Below are 23887 nucleotides of genomic sequence, written 5' to 3'. Positions count from 1 at the left end.
TCTGATGCGCCGACAACGGCCCCCATGATGGTGGAAGCCCTCCTCACCTGCTGGCCCACCGCCAAGCTTTCGGCGTACACCGTGGCCTCGTACACCACCCTCCGCGAGAAGGAGCGCAATGTCGCCGTCGGCCGCCGGGTCGTGGGGTCGTCCTGCCTGCACGTGCGGGGAGGGCGACCCCAGCCACGGGGCCGCCCTCCCTGTTTTCGGATGCTGATTACGGCTTGCGTCCGCACCACGCCACGAGGCGGTCGATGGCCGGCGCGTCCGCGTCCACGTCCACCGCGGCCCCGAACGGCGCACCGTCACGCGGCCCGGCGGGCAGCGCGCGCTTCATGGCGGCGTACGAGATCGCCACGAGTTCGGGGTCCCAGTCCGGGAGCTGGCCGGTCGCGGTGGCGATGTCCCAGGTGTGCACGGTGAATTCCGAGGTCCAGACGGCTGCGGCGGCCGCACCCGGGAGGCTGCCGAACGGCAGTGTCAGCGTCCGGCCCAGGATCGCGGGATCCGCCCACGCCGCCTCGACCTCACACACCGCGGCGTCCCACGCCTCTTGCCATTCGGTGTCCGCGAGGTCGTCGGCGACCGTGGGGAGACTCGTCACGTCGCCGCCGCGTCCGGCGAGGGCGATCCGGCGCAGGACGGCGACGAGGTGCCCGGCCAGCCGCCGGACGGTGAATTCGGTGCAGGGCGTGGGCCCGTCGAACTGTTCGGGCCGGACTGCGGCGACGGTGTGTCCGGCCAGCGCGACTGCCTTCAGCAGGCCCTGGCGAGGGTCGTCGGTGGGGTCAGAGGTGGCAGTAGAGCGTGGGGTGTTCTCGGTGTACGTCATGGCCCCATCCTGGAAGCTGAACAGGTCATCTCCTGGCCACTTTAGGGAAGAGAATGGTCGGTATGAGAGCCGATCGTCTGGTGGCGACCCTGCTGTTCCTCCAAACGCGTACCCGTGTGACCGTGGCCGAGGTCGCCGCCGAACTCGAAGTGTCGCCGCGGACCGCACGCCGCGACCTGGAGGCCCTGTCCACCGCAGGCATCCCCGTCTACTCGCAGCGTGGCCGCGGAGGCGGCTGGTCGCTGGTCGGCGGCGCCCGTACGGACCTCACCGGGCTGACCGCCGAGGAGATCCGGGCGCTGTTCCTGCTCGCAGGCCCTTCGTCATCCACGCCCGAACTCCGCACAGCATTGCGCAAGTTGGTGCGTGCGCTGCCCGCACCTCTGCGTGCGGGCGCCGAGGCCGCGTCGCGGGCCGGCCTGACCGACGGCACGACCTGGTCGCGTGCCGACGTCACGGCCGCCGGACCGCACCTCGACGCGCTCCGGCGGGCTGTGGTGGACGGGATCCAGGTGCGGCTCGGGTACGCCGGACCCGGCAAGCCCGTCGGCGTGCGAACCGTGCATCCACTCGGGCTCGTGGCCAAGGCGGGTCACGACTACCTCGTCGCCGAGACGGAACAGGGTTTGCGGACCTTCCGGCTCAGCCGGGTCGCCTCGGTCGAGGCAACCGGCGAGCCCGTCGTGCGGCCACCCGGCTTCGACCTTCCCACGGTCTGGCATTCGTTCGCCGCGCGCTTGGAGGAGCGGCTGTATGCCGCGACGGTTAGGGCCCGGGCCGAGCCGGGCACCATGGCGATCCTGGAGCGACTGTTCGACGGGCGCCTGCACGTCGGTCTGACGTTCCCCGACGGATGGATAGAGATACGGGTCGACGGGCCGACGCCGGAGGTCATCGCGACACAGCTGGCCGGGCTGGGGGCACGCATCACAGTGCTGGATCCGCCGGAGGCAAGGGAACGGCTCGCACGTCTGGCGGTTGAACTTGCCGGTGTGTACGGACCGCCAGGCTCCTTCTGAGCAACGAAGAAGAACATCGCCTATCTCAAAGCGCAGAACCGGCATGCGCACGCCGGGGACAATGTCCCGGCAGCGCAGCAGGCGCTCGACCGGGCCCGGGCCGACCAGGCGAAACTCCGCAACATGGCCGAGGCCAGTGGCTGAGGCGTGCGGTGTCGGGGCTGACGGTGGTGCCCGCGGCAGAGCTGCCGCAGCACCCGTCGTCGCTGGAGGCGTCCGTGTGACGGAGGTGTGCGGCCTTCCCCGGCCGGGGAGAGCGGACGACGAACGGGCGTGGGGGATCAGTCGGTGTCGATGCCGCGTGCGGCGAAGGCCTCCTCCGCGTCGGGCACGGCCAGGACACCGTCCTCGACGAAGGTGACCTCCCGCAGGTTGGGCAGCAAGTCGAGGTCGTCGAGCGAGCGGACGTCGAAGAGGTCGTCCTCGCCGTCCCAGGCGGGGGCGCAGTGCCGGAAGACGTCCGCCCCGGCGTCGAAGCACAGCTCCTCGACGCGGGCAAGCAGTTCGGCCGGGATCTCCAGGGCCTCGAAATGGTCCCGGGCCTCCGGCAGCACCTCCGTGTGGAGGCCGTTCTCCAGGACGTAGGACGCGGGGTCGCCGATGCCCCGTTCGGCCAGCTGCGCGGGCAGGTCGTAGACCGGGAGGAGCGGCTCGGGGCCGTACATGAGCTCCTCGATGACGAGCAGCTTGAGGTTGAAGTCGCGGAACTGGCTCATGGGGCATGAGTACCACGGAGGTACGACAAGGGTTCCGGCGCCCCGTCCCCGGCCGGGCGGCGGCGTGCGAGCTCGCGGACGCCACGGCCGGTCCCGGCTGGAGCGTCGCGGCGGCCGACGACGTCCTGGCCGCTGCCCTCGCCCAGACCGGCCCGAAAGTCCGTGAGGGCCTGGCCACGGTGACGGCCGTCTCGGCACGGCCCGTCGGCCCCGAGGTACATCCCGAGTCGCCGACGACCGTCCCGTCACTACGGCGACGTCCTTCGCGGCCGTCGACGAACTCGTGCCGGCGGTCCCGGAGCAGCGCCGGCGACAGCGGCGGGCGGCATGAGTCCCGTGCCCTGTCGCGGCCGGCTTCGTTAAGCACGGTATGACGATCTTCAGCCGCCGCGTCCTTGCCTCGGCCACTGTCGCCGCCACCGCCGTCCTCGCCTCGGCCGGGGTGGCGTCGGCCGACAGCGTCGGTAACAACCTTCCTGGGCTCGGACTCCTGTCCCAGAGCTTTGGAAACGGTGACCAGCAGGACAACACGGCCGACACCCTGCCCACGCACAACGCCTTCAACAATGTCACCCTCCCCTGATCGAAGTCGTCCCGGGCTGGACCGGGCCGTGTGATTCCCGGAGGCGCACACCGGGCGAGGGGTTCGGCGACGGGATGGTGCTTGCTGCCGCAGCCGCGCAGCTCGGCGATGAACGGCGGCGGCACGACGACACCGGTGGTCTCCCGGATGGTCACGGTCCGGGCCGGGCGCGGTCGCCGATCCGGGGGGCCTCGATCGACGAGTCGATGATGTTGGCGGCGGCGGCCGGGGGCTTCACCTCGACGCCGCAGCGCGGGCAGCAGTACACGTACCGCGGTCGTACTTCCCGGCGGCGTTGCCCTTCCTCCACGTCCGCCGGGCGTCGACCGGCCCGCACCCCGTGCAGACGGCCAGCGGTGACGTCCACCGCTCGATGTCGGGGCAGCGGGTGTCCTTCGGGGTAGGAGCCCTTGCGGACAGCTACGATCCGCAAGGGCGTTGACCTCAGGACGCGGGCAGGGTCGACACGACCTTGCCGGAGGCGTCGGCAGCGAGATAGCCGCTGGCGCTGTAGGCGTTGCTCAGGTAGAAGCGCAGGGTCGGACGGTCGTCGTTGAAGGTCCAGCGGTCGACGATCACGTAGCGCATCGTGGGGTCGTCCACCTTGAGGTCGCGTTCGCCGCGCTTCATCAGCGCGGGGAGGCTGTCCCAGGGCATCGTGGACACGTCGAAGGGCTGCTCGTCGGCGTCGTCGGCGCTGATGGTGCCGCCGGGGCCGGTCTTCCTGGCCACGCCGGCCCGGTACTCGTACGCGTCGTAGGTCTTCGCGCCGGGCCGGGTCGGGATGTTCGCCAGGGCGTACTCCTCATAGACCGTCAGATCCTTGATCGTCGTGGTGCCGCTCGCCCGGCGGAGCTCCGCGATGACGGCACGGACGTTGGCGGTGGTGAGGAGGCTGCCGCGGACCGCGGGCGCGGGCGCGGAGGCGGCCGGGACCGTGCCCGAGGTCTGGCCGGGGGTGCGTACGGCGCCGGTCGGCGAGACACCGCCCTTCGCCCCGGAGGTTCCGCCGCTGCCGTCGCCGCCGTCGGGGAACAGATTCACGACGCCGATCACCGCGGCGGCCGCCAGCGCGAGGCCGACGACGACGCCTGCGGCGCGCTTGCGCGGGCTCGAGGGCGCGCGGGTGGGCAGCGTCGGCGGGCCGAAGCCCGCGCCCGGCGCGGCGGGCGGGCCGTAGGCGGGGTGCGGGTACGGCACGGGCGCCGGCGCGTACGGGCCGGGGGCGGCAGGGACGGCGACGGGGGCAGAAGGAACAGCGGCGGAAGCAGGAGCCGCGGCAGCGCCGCCCTCCGCCTCCGCCAGCAGCCGGTCCAGGAGCGCCCCGTCCGGCCGCTGCGCCGGATCGCGGACGAGGAGCCGGGTCAGTACGGGACCCAGCGCGCCGGACCGCACCGGCGAGGGGATCGGGTCGTCGAGCACCGCGACCACGGTGGCGAGGCCGGTGGCGCGGCGCAGCGGGTGGTGGCCCTCGGCCGCCACGTACAGGAGCATGCCGAGCGACCACAAGTCGGAGGCCGGGTTGCCCTCCTCGCCGCGGACCCGCTCGGGGGCGATGAACTCCGGCGAGCCGATCAGGTCGCCGGTGGAAGTGAGCCGGGAGGTGGCGCCGTCGAACGCGGCGATGCCGAAGTCGGTGAGCACGGCCCCGCCTTCGTGGCGGAGCAGGACGTTGGCGGGTTTGACGTCGCGGTGCTGGATGCCGGCGGTGTGCGCGGCGCGCAGTGCGGAGAGGACCTGGCGGCCGAGGGCGAGCACCTCGGGGACGGGCATCGGGCCCGCAGCGAGCCGGTCGTACACGGAGCTGCCCTCGACGAGCTCCATCACGATCCACGGGTGCGAGCCGTCCCGTGGCTCGACGATGTGGTGGATCGTCACGACGTGCGGGTTCGACACCCGGGCCAGGGCGCGGGCTTCGCGGACGGCGCGTTCGCGCAGCTGCGCGGCGAATCCGGGGTTCGCGTCCTCGACGGCGGGGTCGGGCGGGCGGACCTCCTTGAGGGCGACGTCGCGGTCGAGGGCGATGTCGCGGGCGCGCCAGACCGTGCCCATGCCGCCGCTGCCGAGTCGGGAGATCAGTCGGAAGCGTCCGTCGACCAGGGGTCTTCGGTCGTCATTCGTGCTCATGGGCGGTCATCGTAGGCGGTATCGGGTGACAGGTCGGAGCGGGCCCGGCCCGTCACCCGGCGCGGGGTGCGGCAGGGCGGCGACCGGGCCATCTCGTACGCACCGGACAGCACCTCGACGAGCGGGGCGTGGAGAACCAGCGCGAAGAGCCGGCCGACGGCAAACAGCGGGTCCAGGTCGCGGCTCTGCTCGTCTCACCGCCGCCACAGACCATCTCCGTCGCGAGCCCGCGCGGCCCTGGTTGCCGAGCAGCCAGGGCCGGGCGGGCGGGAAGAGAGGGCGTCGGAGCCCGTTACTGGAAGCCGCCTCCTGTGAGTGGCAGTGCGGCGAGTGACAGCGCGCCTTCGGCGAGCTCGATCGAGGTCTCGGGTGCCGCGGGCGCGGCGGCGGTCACGGGGAACCGGTAGGCGGGGTCTTCCCTGAGGTCCTTCAGCAGGGCTCGGATCTTCTCCTTGTCGACGGAGGACATCAGGAAGACGTGCACGTACCGGCGTCGGGTCGTCGTGTCGTGCGGATCCATCAGCACGTCCTGCGAGGACAGGGACCACTTGGCCACCAGCTCGTCGCTGGGCCGGCGGAACCGCACCGTGACGGCACCTTCGGTGAGTGCCGGCCACAGCTCGATGTGCTCGTGCTGCTCCAGCTCCCGGAGCTGGTCGTACAGGTCGACCGCCAGGTCCTGGGCCTTCCTGATCAGGTCGACCTGGTCCTGGTAGGAGTGCTGGGCCAGGTGGTCCCAGAGCACCAGCGGCGAGAAGCCGTTGCGCGATCCGGCGAAGGTGGTGTCGGGCGCGCCGATGTACTGCGGCTGGGACGGCGGCGCGATCTGGTACTTGACCTTCGTCATGTAGATGCCGCACGGCCAGGGCGCGCCGGGCCACTTGTGACCACTCATGGAGATCGACGAGACCATGTCGACGTTGCCGTACTTCTTGCTGGGCACCCTCAGGCCGAAGTCGAACTCGGGCAGGTTCTTCCTGGGGGTCCAGCGCCACTGCGTCGGGTCCTTGTGGGCCATCCGCACGAACGGCGCGTAGCCGGCTCCCAGTGCGCCGTCCACGTGGATCCAGAACCCTCGGCGGCGGTCGACCAACGGCAGGCCGGTGCTCCTGTCCTTGCCGTACTCCACCTCTCGGTCCACCAGCCCGTACTGCTCGAAGACCGGCAACAGGCGATCGCAGACCGTGCGGACGTCGTCGTGCGCACCCTTGAAGGTGCTGCCCAGGTTGAGGTTGATGAAGACGGGGTGGCCCTTGGCGGCGAAGAACGTCACCAGTGTCACCAGGGCGTCGATGTCGATCTCGCCGGGACCGTCCGAGGAGTAGCCCGACGGCCCCTTCCTGGAGGGCACTTCGGTGGGCCACTCCGGGATGTCGGGCGTGGGCCCCACGAGCGGGCACTCCCCGGGGTACAGGGCTTCACCCACAGCGTGGAAGGTCTCGACGCCCAGCGCGCGGACGGCCTTGGCGAACGAGTAGTGGGTGTCCTCGGAGTAGAACGCCACCGGTCGATAGGCGTTCGTGTTCTTCGGGTTCGGGGCGGCCTGGACGTAGCGAAGGGCGCCGGACGGGTCGCGCTCGGTCTTGATCAGGGCCTTGCCGCCGAGGTAGTCCCGGGCGTTCCACAGCGCGTACATGTTGCCCTCGGTCGAGCCCATGGACAGCACGTACCCCCAGTACGACTCGCGGTCGTCGTCCCTGTGCGGCCACTTCGCGTTCCACAGGCAGGCGTAGTAGTCGAGGACCGCGCGCTCGACGACCTTCGTGTTCGGCTTGTAGCCACCGGCACGGAACGGATCACCGATGTTGTTGATGTGGTGCTTCATGAACCGGGCGAGGTCGACCTGGTAGCCGTTCATGTCCTGGGTGACCTGGTAGCCGAGCATGCGTCGGCGCGTCTTGTCCAGGTACTCGTCCATGATGTTCAGCGCCTTGAGCCGCTGGCCGGCGCTCAGACCGCGGTAGTCCAGTTCGAAGTCGCAGAGGTCCAGGTCGGCCTCGGCCGGATAGGTGACGCACGGGTCGGCCGTCGGTGAACTGATCGGGGCACCATGGCCGTTGAGAAGACCCTGCTCTTTGAGGATCTGTTCCCAGGGCTCACGGCTCGGGCCGAAGGCGAACTGCGGGACCGGTTCGGCGCGGAAGCTGACGTCCGTCATGGGTGGGACTCCCAGATGTGGATGCGGATGGGGATGTGCGGTGCTCGCGTACGAGTGGGCGCGGGACTGGCGCCGGTGCGTGCCTGCGGGCACTGAGGGACGGGAACGGCGAGGGCCTGTCACACACCGAGGATCACGGTGAGCCACCAGGCGTCACGTTGAGTATCGATCGGGCGGCCGCCGCCCGCGAGTCGGGCGCCCGAATGAACACCGCGCCGGCCCACCCGGGCCTGGCGGACTCCGCGGAAGGCGGGCGCCATCGACGCTTGGTGAAGATTCCGTGACTGCGGCGTGCACCACACGGGCTTGACGTGCACACGGATGGGAACTTAGCTTCGCCTTACCTAACCTATTCCGTCCATACGTCCGGAAGATCAACGCATGTCCAGAACCGCGCAGGAGCTCACCCCTTCCTGGCTCCTCACCGCCCTCGGGCTCGTCGCCACCGCCGGTATCGCGGCAGCCTGCTGGACCGCCGGACACGTCCACGCGGACGCCTCCCTGCTGACGGTCGCCCGCTTCTTCCACGTCGCCTTCCTCGTCGTGGGGCTCGGCTCGGTGCTCGCCGTGGACTGGCTGGCCGTGCTCTGGCTGACCGGCAAGCGGCCGCTCGCCGCCGTCCTCGACACGGCCGTCGCCCTCCAGACGCCGATCTGGACCGGCCTGGGCGGACTCGTCGTCTCCGGTCTCTTCCTCCGCCCCGACCTCCACTCCCCGCTGACGCTCACGAAGCTGGGGCTCGTCGTCGCCGTCACCCTCAACGGCCTCTGGGCGCACCGCCTCGGCCAGCTCCTGGAGGCCCACCGCTCCGGCTCCGTCCCGCGGGGGCTGCTCGTCCGCTCGGGCCTGGCTGCGACCGTCAGCCAGACCGGCTGGTGGGGCGCCTGTCTCATCGGCTTCCTCAACAGCCAGGGGTGACAGGAGCTACCCCGGTTTTGGTTTGTCGGACGATCATCAATACGATCCGGCGATGATCACGAGAAAACGGCTGGCGACCGGGGCCTGCGCACTGCTCGCCGCCCTGAGCGCCGTGCTCCTGCCGACGAGCGCGGCCGCCGACGAGCCGGCGGCGAAGGATTCCCCCAAGGTCGAGCTGGTCCTCGACGTCAGCGGCTCCATGCGGGCCAAGGACATCGACGGCAAGTCCCGTATGAGCGCCGCCAAGCAGGCCTTCAACGAGGTCCTGGACGCGGTGCCGGAGGAGGTCCGGCTCGGCATCCGCACGCTCGGCGCCGACTACCCGGGCAACGACCGCAAGCGCGGCTGCAAGGACACCCGCTCGCTCTACCCGGTCGGACCGCTCGACCGGACCGAGGCCAAGACCGCGGTGGCAACCCTGGCCCCGACCGGCTGGACGCCGATCGGCCCCGCGCTGCTCGGCGCGGCCGACGACCTCGGCGAGGACGGGGCGACCAAGCGGATCGTGCTCATCACGGACGGCGAGGACACCTGCGCCCCGCTCGACCCGTGCCAGGTGGCGCGCGAGATCGCGGCCAAGGGCATCCACCTCGTCATCGACACCCTGGGCCTGGTTCCGGACGCCAAGACCCGGCAGCAGCTCATGTGCATCGCGGAGGCGACCGGAGGCACGTACACCTCGGTCCACCGCACCGAGGAACTCTCCCACCGCGTCAAGCAGTTGGTCGACCGCGCGGCCGACCCGGTCGTCACCCCCGTGGCCACGGAGGGCGCGCTGCAGTGCGACAAGGCGCCGCAGCTGAAGCCCGGCCTCTACACGGACCGCGAGTCCTTCGGCGAGCACCGCTGGTACCGGGTGGACCTGCTGCCCGGCCAGGAACTGCGCGCCTCCGTCAGCGTGTCGGCCGACCGGGCCGTCAACAACGACTACGGGGTGCTGCTGCGCGCCGTCACGCTCCACGGCCGGGAGATCGTCCGCGGCTCCGAGGCGGGCGACGGGCGCACGGACGTCGTCTCCACCGGACTGCGCTACCCGAAGCCGGAGGCCGACGACGCTGCCGGGGACGCCAAGCCGGCGGCCGAGACGGTCTGCCTCCAGGTCAGCAACTCCTTCTCCGCTCCCCCCTCGGTCAAGACGACGCCGGGCATGCCGGTCGAGCTGACGGTGGACGTCGTCGACGGCCCGTCGAGCGCGTCGGACGTCGCCTCGTTCGGTCTCGGCCGCGGCTGGTGGCTGCTCGGGGTGCTGGTGCTCGCCGGCTTCCTGGCCGGTCTGCTCTGGGGCTGGCTGTCCCGCTGGCGCTTCGCTGTCTGGAGGACCAACTGATGCGTACCGTACGCATGCTCGCCACGGCCGCGCTCGCGGGCGCGGCCCTGCTCGGCCTCGCGGCCCCGGCTGCCCTGGCCGACTCGCCCAGCGCCTCGGCGTCCCCCTCCGACGAGGCCGGCCCCACGGAGGCGGGCACCACCTTCCGTACCGCCGCCCGGTTCCTGCCGGGACAGCAGGCCACGGCGCAGGCCGCCACGGGTGACTACCTGTACTGGGTGTTCCCGGCGGACACCGGGGAGCGGCCGACCGTGAAGGCCTCGGTCACCCTGCCCGACGCGGCGCTGCGGCACGGGCCCGCCACCTGGCGGATCGACGTGTACGACGGGCTGCGGCGCCGTCAGCCGTGCATGTACGGGATGCAGTCCCGTGCGGTGGCGAAGGACGCCGCGACCGTGGAGCTGGCCTGTGTGCTGCGCCCGGTCCGGGCCTCGGCCGACGCCTGGGCGAACGACCCGCTGCCCGGCAGCTACTACGTCCGGCTGACCCGCACCGGCGGCCCGGACGAGGACCTCGGTCAGCCGTTCACCGCGCGGATCGGGGCCGACGTCCTCGACAAGGGCGGGGCCTACGCCACCGACGGCTCGCTCGCCGCGCCGCTCGTCCCGGGCGCGACCACCGCCGACCAGGCGAAGGCCGACGAGGACGCCGGCCGGAAGACCGCCGTCGAGGCGGCGGCCCCGGAGGACGGCTGGTCCTCCGGCTGGTGGTCCGACCGCTGGATCTGGACCCTCGCGGGCGGCGTTCTGGCCGCGCTCGCGGGCATCGGCGGCTACGTCCTGACGCGCGGCTCGGGCCGCCCGTCGCGGGTGCCGCCGGGCGTCTGACCCTGCCCTGGATGTACGGAGGCCCTCCACCGCGCGCGGTGGGGGGCCTTCGTACATCCAGGGCTTTCGTCATCCGCGGGCCGGGAAGCCGTGGGCGCGGGCGCCGGTCACGACGGCGACCACCGGGACGAGCAGCAGGAGGACGCTCCAGGGCAGGGCTCCGGCGCCGAGCCCGCCCAGGAGGAGGCCGCCCGCGACGCCGCCCGCCGCCATGGCCGCGTTCCAGAGACTCACCAGCAACGTCTGCGCGGTGTCGGCGTCGTCCCCGCCCGCCTCGGCGACGGCCGTCTGCAGCAGGGTGGGCGCGCCGCCCCAGCCGAGGCCCCAGAGCGCGGCGGCCACGAGGACGAGGGCGGTGCTCGCCGCCGGGACGGCGAACACGGCCGCGGCGACGGCGAAGAGGATCGCTCCGGCGAGGGTCAGGGCCCGGAGCCCGCGGTCGATGTGACGGCCGGTGAACCAGATCCCGACGAGCGAGGCGGCGCCGAAGACCAGCAGGACGAGGCCGGTGGACCCGGCGAGGCCGAGGTGGTCGAGGTAGGCGGCGACGTAGGTGAAGAGGACGGTGTGGGCCAGGACGAGGGTGAAGGTGACGGCGAGGACGGGCAGGACGCCGGGGGTCTTCAGGGTGCGGGCGACCGGGGCGCGCCCGCCGCGCGGTTCGCCCGGCAGGTCGGGGACGGCGAGGGCGATCCAGCCGAGGAGGGCGACGGCGATCACGGTCATGGCGGTGAAGGCGGCGCGCCAGCCTACGGCGGCGCCGAGGAAGGTGCCGGCGGGGACGCCGAGGGAGAGCGCGAGCGGGATGCCGGTCATCGCGACGGCGACCGCGCGGCCCTGGAGGTGCGCCGGGGCGATGCGGCGGGCGTAGCCGGCGAGCAGGGCCCAGGCGACGCCTGCGGCGACCCCGGCGAGGAACCGGGCGCCCATGGTGAGGGCGTACGAGGAGGAGACGGCCGTGACCGTGTTGGCGGCGGCGAAGCCGGCCATCGAGGTGAGCAGCAGCCGCTTGCGACGCCAGCCGGCGGTGCGCGCGGCGAGGGGGACGGCGGTGAGGGCCGTCCCCAGGGCGTAGCCGGTGACCGACTGGCCCATGGCGGCCTCGCCGACGCCGAGGTCGGCGCTCATGCCGGGCAGGACTCCGGCCGGGAGGGTCTCGGTGAGGCTGGTGACGAAGACGGCGGTGGCGAGGGCGAGCAGCGCGGGGAGGGGCAGCCGGCCGGAGGCGGGACGGAGATCGGGGGAGGCGGGACGGGAATCGGGGGAAGCGGGCGCAGGGGAGGTGGCGGGACCGGCCGCCACTGTCGTGTCGTGGGTCATGTCCGTATGCTCGAACCCTCACATTGATGTGAAGGTCAAGCGATTCCCTGGAGGGGGCCTCCCATGCGGATCGGCGAGCTGTCCGAGCGCACCGGAACGCCGCGCAGACTCCTGCGCTACTACGAGGAGCAGGGCCTCCTCGTCGCGGACCGGCTGCCGAACGGCTACCGCGTCTACGACGACTCGAACGTCGACCGGGTGATGCAGATCCGGGGCTTGCTCGACGCCGGTCTGCCGACCCGGATCATCAAGCAGATCCTCCCGTGCCTGAACAAGCCGAGGATCATCCACTTCCCCGACGCGACCGCGGAGATGCTGGAGACCCTGGAGAACGAGCGGGACCGGATGACCGACCGGATCCGCTGCCTCACCCGGAACAGGGACGCGGTGGCGGAGTATCTCGACGTGGTGCGGGAGAAGTTGGCGGCGGGGGCGTAGCCCGTACGGGACCGCCGCACGCCGCGTACGCCCGGTTCACGGCCGACAGACGGCCTGCACGGAGGCGGCGCCGTTCCCCCGCGGGTCAGTCCATCCGGCGGGCGCCCTCCAGGACGGCCTGCCGGATGCGGTGGTAGGTGCCGCACCGGCAGATGTTGCGGATGGTGTCGAGGTCGGCCTCGGTGACCTCGCGTCCGGCCTCGCGCGCCTTGCGGACCGTGGCGACCGCCGCCATGATCTGGCCCGGCTGGCAGAAGCCGCACTGGGCGACGTCGAGGTCGAGCCAGGCCTCCTGCATCGGGTGGAGTTCGGCGCCGACGCTGTCCGGGAGGCCCTCGATGGTGGTGATCTCGTCGGTCGGGGCGACGTCGTCGACGCGTACGGCGCAGGGGGTGAACGCCTTGCCGTTGAGGTGGCTCGTGCAGGCCCGGCAGACGCCGACCCCGCAGCCGTACTTGGGGCCGGTGACGCCGAGGACGTCCCGGAGGACCCAGAGGAGCCGGACGTCGCCCTCGACGTCTGCGGTGACGGCCTTGCCGTTCAGGATGAAGGTGTGCTGCGGCACGGGGGCTCCAGGTCTCAGATGGTGCGGTCGCGGCCGTCGGTGGGCGAGGCCGGGACGGGCGGGACGGTCGGCAGGGGCGTGAAGGCGAGCGGCTCGCCGTGGTTGACGGGGAAGACCGTCGGCATCGTGCCGGTGGCCCGGCCGTAGGCGCAGGCGACGGCGGCCATGGCGCCGGCGACCGCCAGCTCCCCCGCGCCGCCGGGCTTGTCGCCGCTCGGCGGCATGACGATGATCTCCAGCTCGGGCGGGGTGTTCCACTGCCGGGTGTAGAAGTACTGGTCCCAGCTGCCTTCGAGGAAGTGCCCGTCGCTCAGGTGGAGTCCGGACGTCAGGGTGATGGCGATGCCGTCGGCGATGCCGCCCATCATCTGGGCCTCCAGGCCGCGCGGGTTGACCGCGAGGCCGACGTCCACGGCGCAGACCACCTTGGTCACGCGCGGCCCGGTGTAGGCGCCCGGGATCTTCCGTCCGGCGGTCTCGGGACGGCAGTCGATCTCGGCGAGGATCGCGACGGCGGAGTGGTACTCGGTGTGGACGGCGATGCCCTGGCCCGTGCCGGCCGGCATGCTCCGGCCCCACTGCCCCACCTCGGCGACCTTGTCGAGGACGGCGCGGGCCCGCGCGTCCTTGAGGAGGCGGCGCCGCATCCGGTACCTGTCCTGGCCCGTCCGCTCGGCCAGTTCGTCCAGGACGAGTTCCTGGGCGCAGCGGACGTTGGGCGAGTAGATGTTCCGCATGGAACCGGTGTTGAAGCCCTTGTCGGTCTCGGCGAGCAGCTGGGTGGTGACGCCGAGGTGGTACGGGCTGATCTGGGTGAGCTGGAACATCGTCTCGGAGAAGGTGGCGTCGGCGACGGGCAGCCGGGCCGCCTCCGCCGTGAGGACCTCGCCGACGCCGTGCCCGAAGTCGGTGGCCACGGAGGTGTGGCGCTGCTCGTACGTGAGGACCTCGCCGAGCGCGTACGTGGCCCGGACCCGGGAGGTGGACATCGGGTGCGTACGGCCCTGGCGGAAGTCGTCGGTACGGTGCCACATCAGCTTCACGGGCTTGCCGAGGGCCTTGGAGATCTCGACGGCCTCGTGGGCGGCGTCGGAGAACAGCTTGCGGCCGAAGGAGCCGCCGCCCTCGGTGACGTGGACGCGGACGGCGGTGGGCGGCAGGCCGAGCTTGAGGGCGATCTGCTCCTGGGCGACGATCGGCGCCTTGAGCGAGGCCCAGATCTCCGCCGAGTCCTTCCGCACGTCCGCGATCGCGCAGTTGGTCTCCAGGGCGGCGTTGCTGGCGAAGTGGAAGGTGAACCGGGCGTCGACGGCCTTGGTGAGGAGCGGCAGCGGCGGGACCACCAGCGGGAGTTCGGCCCGGCGGAGCTTCTCCAGGATCGTGGCGTCGGAGGCGCCCTCGGCCGTGCCGGGTCCCCAGTCGACGCGGAGGGCGCGGACGGCGTCGACGCACTGGCCGAAGGTGCGGCCGCGGACGGCGACGCCGGTGGAGACGGTGACGACGTCGGTGATGCCGGGCATGGCCCGGACCTCGTCGAGGTTGGCCACCGAGCGGACCGTGCCGTTGATCGTCGGCGGACGGCAGACCATGGTGGGCAGCGCGTCCGGGACCTGGAGGTCCATGGCGAACTTCTTGCGCCCGGTGACCGCTTCGAGGGCGTCCAGCCGGCGCTGCCCGGTGCCGATGACGCGGAAGTCGCCCGCGTCCTTGAGCGTGACCTCGACGGCCGCGTCGGTGACGGCGGCGGCCTTCACGGCCAGTTCGCCGTAGCCGAGGAGCGCGCCGGCCGGGGAGACGACGGCGCCGGCCTTCGTGGTGAGGGTCTCGACGGCCTGGCCGAGGACGAGGGAGGCGGCGTGGAGGAGCCGTCCCCGGGCGAGGGCGGCGGCGACCCGGATGGGGGTGTAGGTGGAGTAGGTGGTGTTGGAGCCGCCGGTGAGCTGGTTGAAGAGCAGCTCGGGGCGGGCGTCGGCGAGGGTGACCTTCACCTTGTCCAGGGGCAGGTCGAGTTCCTCCGCGACGATCATGGCGCTGGAGGTGGTGACGCCCTGGCCGACCTCGGCGCGGGGCAGGGCGAAGTGGGCGGTGCCGTCGCTGTCGACGCGGATGGTGACGAGGTTGCTGGTGGGCAGGGCCGCGAGCGTGAGCAGCTCGTTGAGGTCGAGGAGTTCGGCCGGCCCCGGCAGCGAGGGGATGAGCGCGGGCGTCGCCGCCGCGGCCTCACGCGGGGCGAGGGCCTCGGCGCCGAGCTGGGCGGCGACGGTGAGGGTGGGCGCGGCCAGGACGTAGCCGAGGAACCGCCGCCGACCGATGCCGGGCCCGTCGGCGGGCCCTCGGCCCCCGGTGCCGCTCGTGTGGTCGTCGTCCCGCGCGGGGTGCCGCCTCGCCATTCGGTGTGCCCTTTCGCCGTGAACCCGGCGTGCTACTCCCGGGTAATCCTCAGAGAGGACGATCATCGCTCATGTCCGGGGCCTCCGGGAGCCGTTCGGCGTGGACGTCTTGTGGGGACGTCCTGCCAGGACACCGTGGCGGAGGCGCCGCCCGAGGCGGGGTCCACGACCGCGCTCGGCCTGCCCGGCGCCCCGCGCCCGCAGCCTGGCTCCCGTCCGGAGCTGGGCGCGGGAGATCCGGGCGCGCTGGCCGCCGCCCGCGATCAGGGCGTTGACGGAGACCATCGGGTCCCCGCCGACCGACTTGGCGAAGAGTGCGCCGAGGACCAGCGGGCCGAGGGCCACCGCGAGGGCCGTGCCGGTGGCGGTGACGTGCTGGAGGCGGCGGGCGCGCCGGGCGTCGAAGGTCATGCCGCCAGTCCATCAGCGGGCGGCGGCCACCGCATCGGTCGGCGTACTCAGCCGCCCTCACCGCGCTACTCAGACGTGGCGCGGCGGCCTCGGGGGCGGCGGGAGAACCCCGGCGCGTACCGTACGAGCACACGCACGTGAACGAAGGAGCCCCGCCGCCATGGCCGACTACCGGATCGAGACCGTCCGCACCGGGTACCGGAACTGGACCGCCCGCAACGACCGGGGCGCGGAGGTCCGGATGGCCGCCGCCGACGACGCGGACGCGCAGCCCTCCTTCACCCCGGTCGAGTTGCTGCTCGCGGCGATGGGCGGCTGCGGCGGCCTCGTCATCGACCGGACGGCCCGCGCGGTGGACCACGACGACCTGCGGATCGTGGTGGAGTCGGTGTCAGGACCCGAGGACGGCGGACGGTTGGGCCGGATCCGGGTGAGCTACGAGTTCGACCTGCCGGACGAAAACCCGAAGGCGGCCGAGGTGTTCGCCCGTGGTGTGCGCCTGACGCACGAGAAGTTCTGCACGGTGAGCCGGACGGTGGAGCACGGCGCACACGTGGAGGCGCTCCTGCCGGACGGCACGGTCGGCTTCGAAGGCTGAGCGTCCCGGCCTATTCCTCGATCGCCCCGCCGATCCGGCGCAGATGGCGGCGGAAGGTGTACGAGGGGTCCTCGGCGCGGCCCGCGAGGTACTCGTCGAACCGGGTCTGTGCGCGCAAGGTCTCCCCCGCCCTGATCCGGCGGGCCTGTTCCCGTTCGGTGCGGAAGATGCTCCGGGCGGTCTCCAGGACGGCGTCCGCGCGGTCGGCCGCCACGAAGACCACGCCGTCGTCGTCGCCGAACACCACGTCGGCGGCGGTGACCTCGTGGTCGGCGAACCGCGCGGCGGTCAGCGCGTCGGGGTCGCGGTCGTCGAGGCGTACGGGGCCGGGGGCGTGGCGTCCGTACGAGAAGACGGGCAGTCCGATCTCGACCAGGTCCGGGGTGTCGCGGTGCAGTCCCCAGACGACGACCCCGGCGACGCCGGCCGCTTCCGCCTCCAGGACGGCGAGGTCGCCGACGCAGGCCTCGTCGCGGCGGCCGCCGTTGTCGATGACGAGGACGTCCCCGGGCGCGGCCTGCGTGAACGCCTCCAGGAAGACGTCGACGCTTCCGTAGTGGCGGGCGGGCAGCACCCGGCCGGCGACGCGCTGCCCGGTGACGACGGGCAGGATCCCGGCGGGCGCGGCCCGCAGGGGTTCTCCGAGCCGTACGCAGGCGTCGGCGACGAGCGGCGTGGAGAGGTCGGCGAAGTCCTTCAGCATCTGGCGGTCCGATCCGTCCGTGGGCGGGCGCGTGGGGCTGAGCCCGATGCTAGGGCCTGTCTGACGATTCGCGTCGGGTCCGGCCCGCCCGGCTCGCACGCTCGCCGCCCGGCCGCGTACAGGGGTGCCGGGGAGGTCGGTAATTGCCTCGACACCGGTCGCGGTGATCGGGGACGCTTCGCGCGATGACCAGAACAGACGACACACCGCCCGCGTGGGACGAGCGCACCCAGCTCACCACCTTCCTCGACTACGCCCGTGACACCGCTCGCGCCAAGTGCGAGGGCCTCTCCGAGGAGAACGCCCGCAAGGCGCTCCTGCCGGGTTCCCCGCTGATGACCATGAGCGGGCTGATCAACCATCTCCGCTGGGTCGAGTACTACTGGTTCCAGGCGGTCTTCCTCGGCGAGGAGGACCAGGGGCCCTGGACCGTGGAGGATCCCGACCGCGAGATGCGCATCGCGGTCGACTTCCCGCTCGCGCAGCTGCTCGACGAGTACGCCGGACAGAGCGCCCGCTACCGCGAACTGGTCGCCGGGAGAGACCTGGACGCCGGGGCGAAGCGCCCGGTCCGCGACGGCCTGCACGTCGACCTGCGCTGGATCCTCCTCCACCTCACCGAGGAGACGGCCCGCCACAACGGCCATCTGGACATCCTGCGCGAACTGCTCGACGGCACGACCGGGGACTAGTCGCTGTGGCCCGTCCGCCCGCCTCCGGCCGGACGGGCCCCGGTGCGTCCGGCCGGCTCAGCCGAGCCAGATGTCGCGGACCCGGCGCACCGGGTCCGGGGCGACCCGGGGTTCCGCGTCCCAGATCTTCGTGGCCCGTTCGGCGGCCGTGTAGCGCGGCCAGTCGGCGCCCGGGTCCTGGTCGGTGACGAAGCCGACCCAGGCCCGGTGCAGGGCGTCGGCGAGCGCGCGCGGCGGCTCGTCGCCGGCGACGGCCGCGACGCCCTCGGCATCGAGGAGGTCGAAGGCGAAGGGCAGGTCCAGGCAGTGGAACGCGAGCCCGAGACCCGGCGAGCGCCAGCGGAACTCGTAGAACCAGGTGGGCCGTTCCCGTGCGGCGCGGGCGTCCGCGACGGCGAGGTTCGGGGCGCGGAAGACCGTGTCGGTCAGCGCCTGGCCGAAGTACCGCTCCTCCCCGGCCTCCGCGTACGCCTCGGTGAAGGCGTCCGCCCTGGCCGCCTCCAGGCCGAGCCCGCCGAGGAGAACCGGCAGCGGCGGGGCGTCCGGACCGGGTCCGGGGATCATCGTGAACTCGTCCGCGGTGAAGCCGAGCATCAGCGGTACGTCCGCGCCGGCCCCGCCCGTCGTCAGGGCGTCCAGGACGGGTACGGGGATCAGCTCCCCGTCGGCGAAGGGGGCGAGGGCCAGCATCGGCGGCAGGCCCTCGCGGTCCGGGCCCGGTGCGGACAGCTGGTCCTGGAGGTCGAGGAGTTCGTCGTCGGTCAGGTCGCGCAGGGCGGCGGCGGCGGCGGGGACGCCGGTGCGCGAGGTGAACAGCCGGGCGGCGGCGCGGGCGACCTCGGGCCCGTCGGGCCGCATGACCGCGCCCGAGACGGAGAGCGCGCCCCGGAACAGGCCCTGCGCCGAGGGGACGGCGAGCAGCGTCTGCACGGCGCCGCCGCCCGCCGACTGGCCGGCGATCGTGACCTTCGCCGGGTCGCCGCCGAAGGCCGCGATGTTGTCCCGCACCCACTCCAGGGCCGCGATCCAGTCCCGTACGCCCCGGTTGTCCGGCGCGCCCTCCAGGTGCAGGAATCCCTCGATCCCGAGGCGGTAGCCGACCGAGACGAGCACGACGCCGTCCCGGTTGAAGGCGGCACCGTCGTACCAGGGGCTCGCCGCCGAGCCCGCCACGTAACCGCCGCCGTGGATCCAGACCAGCACCGGCAGACCGGCCTCCGGGTCCGCCGCCGGCGTGAACACGTTCAGGTTCAGCACCCCTGTGCCCGGGATCGACGGCTCCGGGATCGTCGTGACGTCCGCGAACGGCCGCTTCTGCGCGGTCGGCCCGTACGCCGTCGCGTCCAGCGGCTCCGACCAGGCCTCCGGCGGCACGGGGGCCGCGAAACGGAGGTCGCCGACGGGCGGCTGCGCGTACGGGATGCCCAGGAAACGCAGGGTCCCGTCCGCACGGCGCTCGCCGCGCACGGGTCCTCGGTCGGTGGTGACGGTGGTGCTCATGGGGTGCTGCTCCTTCTGCGCGGGCACACGGGGCCGGAGCACGAGCCTGTCACCGGCTACTTACACGTGTCAATCCTGCGCCCCGGGAGGCCGCCACCCGGGGGCGCCGAGCCGGGGAGGGGGCACCCGGGAGCGGCGCCCCCTTAGACTCGGAGGCTCGGGAAGGGCACGCGCGGGCAGGGGAAGGCGGCGGCGATGAAGTGGGACGCCGGTGCCGTGGGGTGGACGCTCTGGTTCCTGTCCGGCGCGGGCCTCATGGCCGCCGGGGTGATCTGGAAGGGCCGGGCCGTGCGGCCCTTCGCCGCCTCGCGGGCGCGGACCGTCGCCCAGCGGGAGTACGCCAGGGACCTCCAGCGGGCGGCCGACCACGTGATCGCGGAGGCCCGCCGGTCCGCCGGCGAGGGCGAGCCCGCGATCGTCACCGTCACGGCGGTGATGCGGACGGCCGAGGAGCGGTACGGCCACGCGGGAGTGGAGCGGCCGCATGCGGCGGCGGCGCTCCGGCGCAGGTTCGAGCACTGGCGCTGCGCCGCCGACTGCGTCACGGACGCCTACGGATAGGCCTCACGGGCCCGATCGACAGGCGAGCATGATTCCCGCCCGGCAGCACTCCCAGGCACTGCCCGTTCGCTGCCGGGCGAGGAGGCCGTCAGGAGGACTGCGGCACGGCGTAGTTCGTGAAGCCCAGCCAGTCGAGGGCCACGCAGGGCTCGTCGCCGAGGACCCAGGCGTCGTGTCCGGGCTTGACCTCCATGTAGTCGCCCGCCCCGAACTCCGTCGTCTCGCCGTCGTCCATGACGACCTTCATCCGGCCACTGATCACGTATCCGACGTGCGACGCCTGACAACTGTCGGTGCCTGCGATGGGCTTGACGTGCTTGGACCACTGCCAGCCCGGCTCGAAGACGGCCCGGCCCACCGAGCCACCGTCGCCGATGAGCAGGTCGAGCCTGCCCTTGCCGTCCTCGAAGGGACGCGTCTCGTCCGCTGAGTCGAAGCTCTTCCGTACGATGCCGGCCATCGTGCACTCCCGGGCGGTGGAAGTTCCGGTCCCCGAGTCCTTTTCCAGGCTACGCCGGGGCGGTCATGGCCACCGCGCGGGCCGCCGTACGCATACCGATGCGAAGAACGGTTCGACTTTGCGCTGAATTTTCCTTGACCGGAAATGACCTTTTGGCGGATCCCCGCACATCCACGGCTCCTTTTCTGTACACATCCCCACCGGACAGACCTACACATAAAGGCCAGATAAGAGCACAATGGAGCCGCGGTGCAATTGCCGCAGTGCGGCCAGACACGCAGGACGCCAGAAGGAGGCGAGTCACATGGCCGACGTCTCTCACCGTCCCGGTGATATCGCGGGACACCCCGATGCGTCGGAAATGCGGGACCGTTATGCCCGCATGCTCCAGACGAGAGGTGTCGCGGCCGTCGAGGAGCTCGTGATCCTCGCCGGTCTGTGGACCGCGATCTCCGCTTGGACGGTCCACTTCTCCGCCGCCCGGCCGGAGCTGGCCATCACCAACCTGATCGTCGGCATCGCCCTCGCGGGGCTCGGCCTGTGCATGTCGATGGTTCCCGAACGGTCGCAGGACCTGAACTTCGTCGTCCTGCTCCTGGGCGCATGGCTGATCGTCGCCCCGTGGGTGGTCTCGCGGCACCCCGACACGGGCACGGTGCTCAGCAACGTGATCACCGGCGCGTGCGTCTGCCTGTTCTCCCTCACGGCCGGCGGAATTCTCATGACCAAGAGGAGGACGTGACGTTCTGATCGTCCGGCTCCCGGACCTTCGTCGATCCTCTCCCCGGAACGGCGGCATCTCCTCTCCAGGAGGTGCCGCCGTTCACCGCGTCGACGCGCGTTCCGCGTGTGAACCGCGGACGTCCGAGAACCGATTGACCCCCGCGCTTTCCGCCGCATAGGTTCTTCGTCGGCTCGCTCCACAGGGCCGGCCTTCCGCTCGTACACCCAGTCCTCGGGGGACAATGTGAACTGGTATCTCGACGTGCTCAAGAAGTACGCGGTGTTCAGCGGCCGTGCGCGCCGCACGGAACACTGGATGTTCTTCCTGGTCAACGCTATCGCGGTCATCGTCGTCGTGGCGATCGACCTGGCGATCGGCACCTTCCCGCTCCTCTGGGCGATCTACTTCCTGGCCGTGCTCCTGCCGCACCTGGGCGTGATGGCCCGCCGTCTGCACGACACCGGCCGCTCCGCCTGGTGGCTCCTCATCGCCCTCGTTCCGCTGGTCGGCTGCATCGTCCTGATCGTCTTCCTCGCCACCGAGGGCGAGCAGCGGCAGAACGACTACGGCCCGGACCCGAAGCAGGCTCCGGCCCCTGCGTAGAGCCGCTGCATAGAGCCGGTACGGAGCGTTGGGACGCGCCGCCTTGTGCACGGCGGCGCAGGCCCCCGCCCCACCCCTCCGCCTAGCCTCGCCGCAACAGAGCGAACGAGGGGCGGTACCACCGGTGAACTGGCACATCCACGACTACCGCGAGAGCGATCTCGCGGCGGTCGTCCATCTGATCGACACCACCGCCGAACTCGGGCAGGAGTCCGTCTTCTCGCTCGCCGAGTGCCTCGGGGCCCTCACCACCCGCCAGCCGGCCGTGGTCGCCGTGCACCAGGGCGCCCCCATCGGGGCGGCGCTCGCCTGTGTCTCCGGCGAGCGGGCCTGGGTCATGCGGATCGCGATCTCCTCGGCGTGGCGGGGCCGCGGCCTCGCCAGTGCCCTGCTCGTGGAGCTGGAGCGGCGGCTCGTCGCGGCCCGCGTCGGGCGCATCGCGTACGTCCTGCCGGAGGAGGAGCTCCTCGGCGAGGGCCTGTTGAACGCCGGGTACACGCGCCAGCCCGCCGTCGCGTACTTCGAGAAGGTGGAGCCGCTGCACGGCCCCGCCGCCGGGCTCCTCGACGACCTGGGCGGCCGACTGCTCCCCGGGGACCTGTGGGCGAAGGTGGCCGGCATGGAGCGGGAGAAGGACCTGATCGAGCGCCGCGTGGTGCTGCCGCTCGCCGAACCGGAGCGCGCCAACCGGCACGGCGTACGGCCGCCGCGCGCGGTCTGCCTGTTCGGCCCGCCCGGCACCGGGAAGACCACGTTCGCGCGGGGCATCGCCTCCCGGCTCGGCTGGCCCTTCGTGGAGATCCTGCCCTCCCGCCTCGCCGACGAGGGGAACCTCGCCGCCGCGCTGCGGTCCGCGTTCGCGCGGATCGCCGAGCTGGAGCGGGTCCTCGTCTTCATCGACGAGGTCGAGGAGATCGCCCCGGTCCGCTCCGAGCCCGCCCAGCCGGGCGGGATGCACGGGGTGACGAACGAACTCCTGAAGCTGATACCGGGGTTCCGGGAGCGGGACGAGCGGCTGCTCGTCTGCGCGACCAACTCGATCCGCTCCCTCGACCCGGCGTTCCTGCGGCCCGGCCGCTTCGACTACCTCATCCCGATCGGTACGCCGGACAAGGCGGCGCGGGCGGCGATCTGGGCCCGCTACACCGACGGGCGGACCGACGTCGACATCGACGAACTGGTGCTCGCCAGCGAGCTGTTCACCCCCGCCGACATCGAGCACGCGGCGCGGATCGCCGCCCAGGCGTCCTTCGAGCGGGACCTGGTCGCGGTCGGCGGGCGCGGCGGGGACGCCCCGGCGCCCGGCGCGAGCACGGCCGACTACCTGGAGGCCATCGCCCAGTGCCGGCCGACGGTCACGCCGGAGATGGTCGAGCAGTTCGCCGCGGACATCACCTCACACGCCCGCACCTGACGGTGAACCGCTCCCCGGCCGCGTCCAGTTCGGCCCGGTCGGGGGGCTGGGCGCCGGCCCGGGAGACGGTGACGGCCGCCGCCGCGGTCGCCCTGCACAGCAGTCGCGCGAGGTACTCGGCACCGAGCCCGGCGAGGGTCTCCCGCCCGCGCCCGGCGAGGATGTCGAGGACGGCGGACATGAAGGAGTCGCCCGCGCCGACCGTGTCGACGACGGTGACCGGAGGTGCTTCCACCGTGACCGTCTCCCGCCCGGTGAAGGCGATCGAGCCGGCCGCGCCCCGGGTGACCAGGACGACGGCCGGGCCGAGGGCCCGCCAGCGGGCGGCGACCTCGTGCGGCTCCGCTCCGGGATACAGCCAGGCCAGGTCCTCGTCGCTCGCCTTGACCAAATCGCTGAGGGCGACACAGCGCTCGACGCGGGCGACGGCCTCGCCGTGCTCCCCCATCAGCGCGGGCCGCACGTTCGGGTCGTAGCTGACCGTGGCCCGGTCGCGCAGCCGCTCGACCTCGGCGAGGACGGTGGCCGCGCCGGGAGCGGTGACGGCGGCGATCGAGCCGATGTGCACGTGCGCCGGCGCCTCGGCGGGCGGCGCTCCGGTCTCCAGCGTCCAGGCGATGTCGAAGGTGTACGCGGCCCGGCCGTGCGCGTCGAGCCCGACGGCCGCCGACGGGGTCCGTACGGGAAGGCCGCCGACCTCCACCCGTACCCCCGCGCCCTTCAAGTGGTCCGCGATCAGCCGCCCGTCGGCGTCGTCGGCGAGCTGCGTGAGCAGCATGACGTCCCGGCCGAGGCGCGCGAGGCCGTAGGCGACGTTGGCGGGGCTGCCGCCGGGGTGGACACGGTCGGCGGCACCGGATCCCTCGGCGGCGCGGACGATGTCGGCGACGCACTCGCCGATCACCAGGAAGGACATGGGGCGGAACTCCTCGGGGACGACCTGGAAACGGTGTGACGGGTGCCCTGGGGGACGATCCGCAGATCGTACGTGCCACCGGCCG

At 72.5% G+C, this 23887-nt stretch carries 25 protein-coding genes; 12 read left to right on the top strand and 13 right to left on the bottom strand.

The features are described 5' to 3' along the window. Positions 1–217: 217 nt before the first annotated feature. Positions 218–832: a TIGR03086 family metal-binding protein gene (locus ACZ7HT_RS28855; protein WP_471171273.1), complete on the bottom strand. Its 615-nt coding sequence runs from the start codon at positions 830–832 to the stop codon at positions 218–220. Positions 833–912: 80 nt separating this feature from the next. Here ACZ7HT_RS28855 and ACZ7HT_RS28850 point away from each other — a divergent pair, with 80 nt between their 5' ends. Continuing rightward, the gene (locus tag ACZ7HT_RS28850; RefSeq protein WP_471171272.1) at positions 913–1851 is read left to right on the top strand and encodes a helix-turn-helix transcriptional regulator; all 939 of its coding nucleotides are present in this window, start codon (positions 913–915) and stop codon (positions 1849–1851) included. A 281-nt stretch (positions 1852–2132) separates the two neighbouring features. Here the strand turns inward: ACZ7HT_RS28850 and ACZ7HT_RS28845 are convergent, their stop codons facing one another. Then, positions 2133–2567 (bottom strand): DUF6892 domain-containing protein, encoded by a 435-nt coding sequence (locus ACZ7HT_RS28845; RefSeq protein WP_471171271.1) that lies wholly within the window; start codon positions 2565–2567, stop codon positions 2133–2135. A gap of 370 nt (positions 2568–2937) precedes the next feature. Between ACZ7HT_RS28845 and ACZ7HT_RS28840 the strand changes: the two genes are divergently transcribed. Beyond that, positions 2938–3150, top strand: a complete 213-nt coding sequence (locus ACZ7HT_RS28840) for a hypothetical protein (RefSeq protein ID WP_471171269.1) — start codon at positions 2938–2940, stop codon at positions 3148–3150. 151 nt (positions 3151–3301) lie between these two features. Here ACZ7HT_RS28840 and ACZ7HT_RS28835 read toward each other — a convergent pair whose 3' ends face one another. The 3 genes from ACZ7HT_RS28835 to ACZ7HT_RS28825 form a co-directional block, all read right to left on the bottom strand. Further along, entirely contained in the window at positions 3302–3583 is a 282-nt protein-coding gene (locus tag ACZ7HT_RS28835) for a hypothetical protein (RefSeq protein WP_471171267.1), read from the bottom strand. 11 nt (positions 3584–3594) lie between these two features. Beyond that, on the bottom strand, positions 3595–5277 hold the full coding sequence (locus tag ACZ7HT_RS28830) for a serine/threonine-protein kinase (protein ID WP_471171266.1): 1683 nt from the start codon (positions 5275–5277) through the stop codon (positions 3595–3597). A gap of 292 nt (positions 5278–5569) precedes the next feature. After that, entirely contained in the window at positions 5570–7435 is a 1866-nt protein-coding gene (locus ACZ7HT_RS28825) for a PLP-dependent aminotransferase family protein (protein WP_471171264.1), read from the bottom strand. A gap of 381 nt (positions 7436–7816) precedes the next feature. Between ACZ7HT_RS28825 and ACZ7HT_RS28820 the strand changes: the two genes are divergently transcribed. Genes ACZ7HT_RS28820 through ACZ7HT_RS28810 form a run of 3 tightly spaced genes read left to right on the top strand, consistent with a single transcriptional unit; the run spans position 7817 to position 10507 of the window. Next, positions 7817–8353, top strand: a complete 537-nt coding sequence (locus ACZ7HT_RS28820) for a hypothetical protein (RefSeq protein WP_471171263.1) — start codon at positions 7817–7819, stop codon at positions 8351–8353. 52 nt (positions 8354–8405) lie between these two features. Continuing rightward, positions 8406–9680 carry a VWA domain-containing protein gene (locus tag ACZ7HT_RS28815; protein ID WP_471171261.1) on the top strand — a complete coding sequence of 425 codons (1275 nt, stop codon included), beginning with the start codon at positions 8406–8408 and terminating at the stop codon, positions 9678–9680. Further along, entirely contained in the window at positions 9680–10507 is an 828-nt protein-coding gene (locus ACZ7HT_RS28810) for a hypothetical protein (RefSeq protein WP_471171259.1), read from the top strand. The genes ACZ7HT_RS28815 and ACZ7HT_RS28810 overlap by 1 nt, the downstream gene beginning before the upstream one ends. 69 nt (positions 10508–10576) lie before the next feature. Here ACZ7HT_RS28810 and ACZ7HT_RS28805 read toward each other — a convergent pair whose 3' ends face one another. Further along, positions 10577–11827 carry an MFS transporter gene (locus ACZ7HT_RS28805; protein WP_471171258.1) on the bottom strand — a complete coding sequence of 417 codons (1251 nt, stop codon included), beginning with the start codon at positions 11825–11827 and terminating at the stop codon, positions 10577–10579. A 63-nt stretch (positions 11828–11890) separates the two neighbouring features. Between ACZ7HT_RS28805 and ACZ7HT_RS28800 the strand changes: the two genes are divergently transcribed. Further along, positions 11891–12265 (top strand): MerR family transcriptional regulator, encoded by a 375-nt coding sequence (locus ACZ7HT_RS28800; RefSeq protein ID WP_471171257.1) that lies wholly within the window; start codon positions 11891–11893, stop codon positions 12263–12265. Between the two features lie 85 nt (positions 12266–12350). Here the strand turns inward: ACZ7HT_RS28800 and ACZ7HT_RS28795 are convergent, their stop codons facing one another. The 3 genes from ACZ7HT_RS28795 to ACZ7HT_RS28785 form a co-directional block, all read right to left on the bottom strand. After that, on the bottom strand, positions 12351–12830 hold the full coding sequence (locus ACZ7HT_RS28795) for a (2Fe-2S)-binding protein (protein ID WP_471171256.1): 480 nt from the start codon (positions 12828–12830) through the stop codon (positions 12351–12353). A gap of 14 nt (positions 12831–12844) precedes the next feature. Next, entirely contained in the window at positions 12845–15220 is a 2376-nt protein-coding gene (locus ACZ7HT_RS28790) for a molybdopterin cofactor-binding domain-containing protein (RefSeq protein ID WP_471171255.1), read from the bottom strand. A 69-nt stretch (positions 15221–15289) separates the two neighbouring features. Next, positions 15290–15631, bottom strand: coding sequence for a hypothetical protein (locus ACZ7HT_RS28785; protein ID WP_471171254.1), 342 nt, complete (start codon positions 15629–15631; stop codon positions 15290–15292). 160 nt (positions 15632–15791) lie between these two features. Between ACZ7HT_RS28785 and ACZ7HT_RS28780 the strand changes: the two genes are divergently transcribed. Then, positions 15792–16229 carry an OsmC family protein gene (locus tag ACZ7HT_RS28780; RefSeq protein ID WP_471171252.1) on the top strand — a complete coding sequence of 146 codons (438 nt, stop codon included), beginning with the start codon at positions 15792–15794 and terminating at the stop codon, positions 16227–16229. 10 nt (positions 16230–16239) lie between these two features. On the opposite strand, the gene ACZ7HT_RS28775 is transcribed toward ACZ7HT_RS28780, so the two are convergent. Further along, complete coding sequence (locus ACZ7HT_RS28775; protein WP_471171251.1) at positions 16240–16932, bottom strand: RraA family protein; 693 nt, start codon at positions 16930–16932, stop codon at positions 16240–16242. A 185-nt stretch (positions 16933–17117) separates the two neighbouring features. Between ACZ7HT_RS28775 and ACZ7HT_RS28770 the strand changes: the two genes are divergently transcribed. Continuing rightward, complete coding sequence (locus ACZ7HT_RS28770) at positions 17118–17624, top strand: DinB family protein (protein WP_471171249.1); 507 nt, start codon at positions 17118–17120, stop codon at positions 17622–17624. A gap of 57 nt (positions 17625–17681) precedes the next feature. Here the strand turns inward: ACZ7HT_RS28770 and ACZ7HT_RS28765 are convergent, their stop codons facing one another. Next, a complete protein-coding gene (locus tag ACZ7HT_RS28765) occupies positions 17682–19124 on the bottom strand; it encodes a carboxylesterase/lipase family protein (RefSeq protein ID WP_471171247.1) in 1443 nt (480 codons plus the stop codon). A 195-nt stretch (positions 19125–19319) separates the two neighbouring features. Between ACZ7HT_RS28765 and ACZ7HT_RS28760 the strand changes: the two genes are divergently transcribed. Next, positions 19320–19685 carry a hypothetical protein gene (locus tag ACZ7HT_RS28760; RefSeq protein WP_471171244.1) on the top strand — a complete coding sequence of 122 codons (366 nt, stop codon included), beginning with the start codon at positions 19320–19322 and terminating at the stop codon, positions 19683–19685. A gap of 88 nt (positions 19686–19773) precedes the next feature. Here ACZ7HT_RS28760 and ACZ7HT_RS28755 read toward each other — a convergent pair whose 3' ends face one another. Next, positions 19774–20145, bottom strand: coding sequence for a cupin domain-containing protein (locus tag ACZ7HT_RS28755; protein WP_471171242.1), 372 nt, complete (start codon positions 20143–20145; stop codon positions 19774–19776). Positions 20146–20527: 382 nt separating this feature from the next. Here ACZ7HT_RS28755 and ACZ7HT_RS28750 point away from each other — a divergent pair, with 382 nt between their 5' ends. From ACZ7HT_RS28750 to ACZ7HT_RS28740, 3 genes are all read left to right on the top strand, one after another. Then, positions 20528–20887, top strand: a complete 360-nt coding sequence (locus ACZ7HT_RS28750) for an SPW repeat protein (RefSeq protein WP_471171240.1) — start codon at positions 20528–20530, stop codon at positions 20885–20887. Positions 20888–21112: 225 nt separating this feature from the next. Further along, positions 21113–21472: a DUF805 domain-containing protein gene (locus ACZ7HT_RS28745; protein ID WP_471171239.1), complete on the top strand. Its 360-nt coding sequence runs from the start codon at positions 21113–21115 to the stop codon at positions 21470–21472. Positions 21473–21596: 124 nt separating this feature from the next. Then, a complete protein-coding gene (locus ACZ7HT_RS28740) occupies positions 21597–22886 on the top strand; it encodes an ATP-binding protein (RefSeq protein WP_471171238.1) in 1290 nt (429 codons plus the stop codon). Here the strand turns inward: ACZ7HT_RS28740 and ACZ7HT_RS28735 are convergent. Continuing rightward, a complete protein-coding gene (locus tag ACZ7HT_RS28735; protein ID WP_471171236.1) occupies positions 22864–23802 on the bottom strand; it encodes a carbohydrate kinase family protein in 939 nt (312 codons plus the stop codon). The genes ACZ7HT_RS28740 and ACZ7HT_RS28735 overlap by 23 nt on opposite strands. Positions 23803–23887 lie beyond the last annotated feature (85 nt).

The sequence above is a fragment of the Streptomyces sp. NPDC037410 genome (genome assembly GCF_055602235.1).
This window is presented reverse-complemented; position numbering and strand designations above follow the sequence as displayed.

Excerpts from the sequence above, each read along its gene's own strand:
- ACZ7HT_RS28845 (WP_471171271.1), bottom strand. The coding sequence starts at position 2,567 with ATGAGCCAGTTCCGCGACTTCAACCTCAAGCTGCTCGTCATCGAGGAG.
- ACZ7HT_RS28780 (WP_471171252.1), top strand. The coding sequence starts at position 15,792 with ATGGCCGACTACCGGATCGAGACCGTCCGCACCGGGTACCGGAACTGG.
- ACZ7HT_RS28755 (WP_471171242.1), bottom strand. The coding sequence starts at position 20,145 with ATGGCCGGCATCGTACGGAAGAGCTTCGACTCAGCGGACGAGACGCGT.
- ACZ7HT_RS28735 (WP_471171236.1), bottom strand. The coding sequence starts at position 23,802 with ATGTCCTTCCTGGTGATCGGCGAGTGCGTCGCCGACATCGTCCGCGCC.
- ACZ7HT_RS28855 (WP_471171273.1), bottom strand. The coding sequence starts at position 832 with ATGACGTACACCGAGAACACCCCACGCTCTACTGCCACCTCTGACCCC.
- ACZ7HT_RS28790 (WP_471171255.1), bottom strand. The coding sequence starts at position 15,220 with ATGGCGAGGCGGCACCCCGCGCGGGACGACGACCACACGAGCGGCACC.
- ACZ7HT_RS28840 (WP_471171269.1), top strand. The coding sequence starts at position 2,938 with ATGACGATCTTCAGCCGCCGCGTCCTTGCCTCGGCCACTGTCGCCGCC.
- ACZ7HT_RS28760 (WP_471171244.1), top strand. The coding sequence starts at position 19,320 with ATGAAGTGGGACGCCGGTGCCGTGGGGTGGACGCTCTGGTTCCTGTCC.
- ACZ7HT_RS28830 (WP_471171266.1), bottom strand. The coding sequence starts at position 5,277 with ATGAGCACGAATGACGACCGAAGACCCCTGGTCGACGGACGCTTCCGA.
- ACZ7HT_RS28770 (WP_471171249.1), top strand. The coding sequence starts at position 17,118 with ATGACCAGAACAGACGACACACCGCCCGCGTGGGACGAGCGCACCCAG.
- ACZ7HT_RS28785 (WP_471171254.1), bottom strand. The coding sequence starts at position 15,631 with ATGACCTTCGACGCCCGGCGCGCCCGCCGCCTCCAGCACGTCACCGCC.
- ACZ7HT_RS28810 (WP_471171259.1), top strand. The coding sequence starts at position 9,680 with ATGCGTACCGTACGCATGCTCGCCACGGCCGCGCTCGCGGGCGCGGCC.
- ACZ7HT_RS28800 (WP_471171257.1), top strand. The coding sequence starts at position 11,891 with ATGCGGATCGGCGAGCTGTCCGAGCGCACCGGAACGCCGCGCAGACTC.
- ACZ7HT_RS28765 (WP_471171247.1), bottom strand. The coding sequence starts at position 19,124 with ATGAGCACCACCGTCACCACCGACCGAGGACCCGTGCGCGGCGAGCGC.
- ACZ7HT_RS28825 (WP_471171264.1), bottom strand. The coding sequence starts at position 7,435 with ATGACGGACGTCAGCTTCCGCGCCGAACCGGTCCCGCAGTTCGCCTTC.
- ACZ7HT_RS28750 (WP_471171240.1), top strand. The coding sequence starts at position 20,528 with ATGCTCCAGACGAGAGGTGTCGCGGCCGTCGAGGAGCTCGTGATCCTC.
- ACZ7HT_RS28805 (WP_471171258.1), bottom strand. The coding sequence starts at position 11,827 with ATGACCCACGACACGACAGTGGCGGCCGGTCCCGCCACCTCCCCTGCG.
- ACZ7HT_RS28815 (WP_471171261.1), top strand. The coding sequence starts at position 8,406 with ATGATCACGAGAAAACGGCTGGCGACCGGGGCCTGCGCACTGCTCGCC.
- ACZ7HT_RS28820 (WP_471171263.1), top strand. The coding sequence starts at position 7,817 with ATGTCCAGAACCGCGCAGGAGCTCACCCCTTCCTGGCTCCTCACCGCC.
- ACZ7HT_RS28775 (WP_471171251.1), bottom strand. The coding sequence starts at position 16,932 with ATGCTGAAGGACTTCGCCGACCTCTCCACGCCGCTCGTCGCCGACGCC.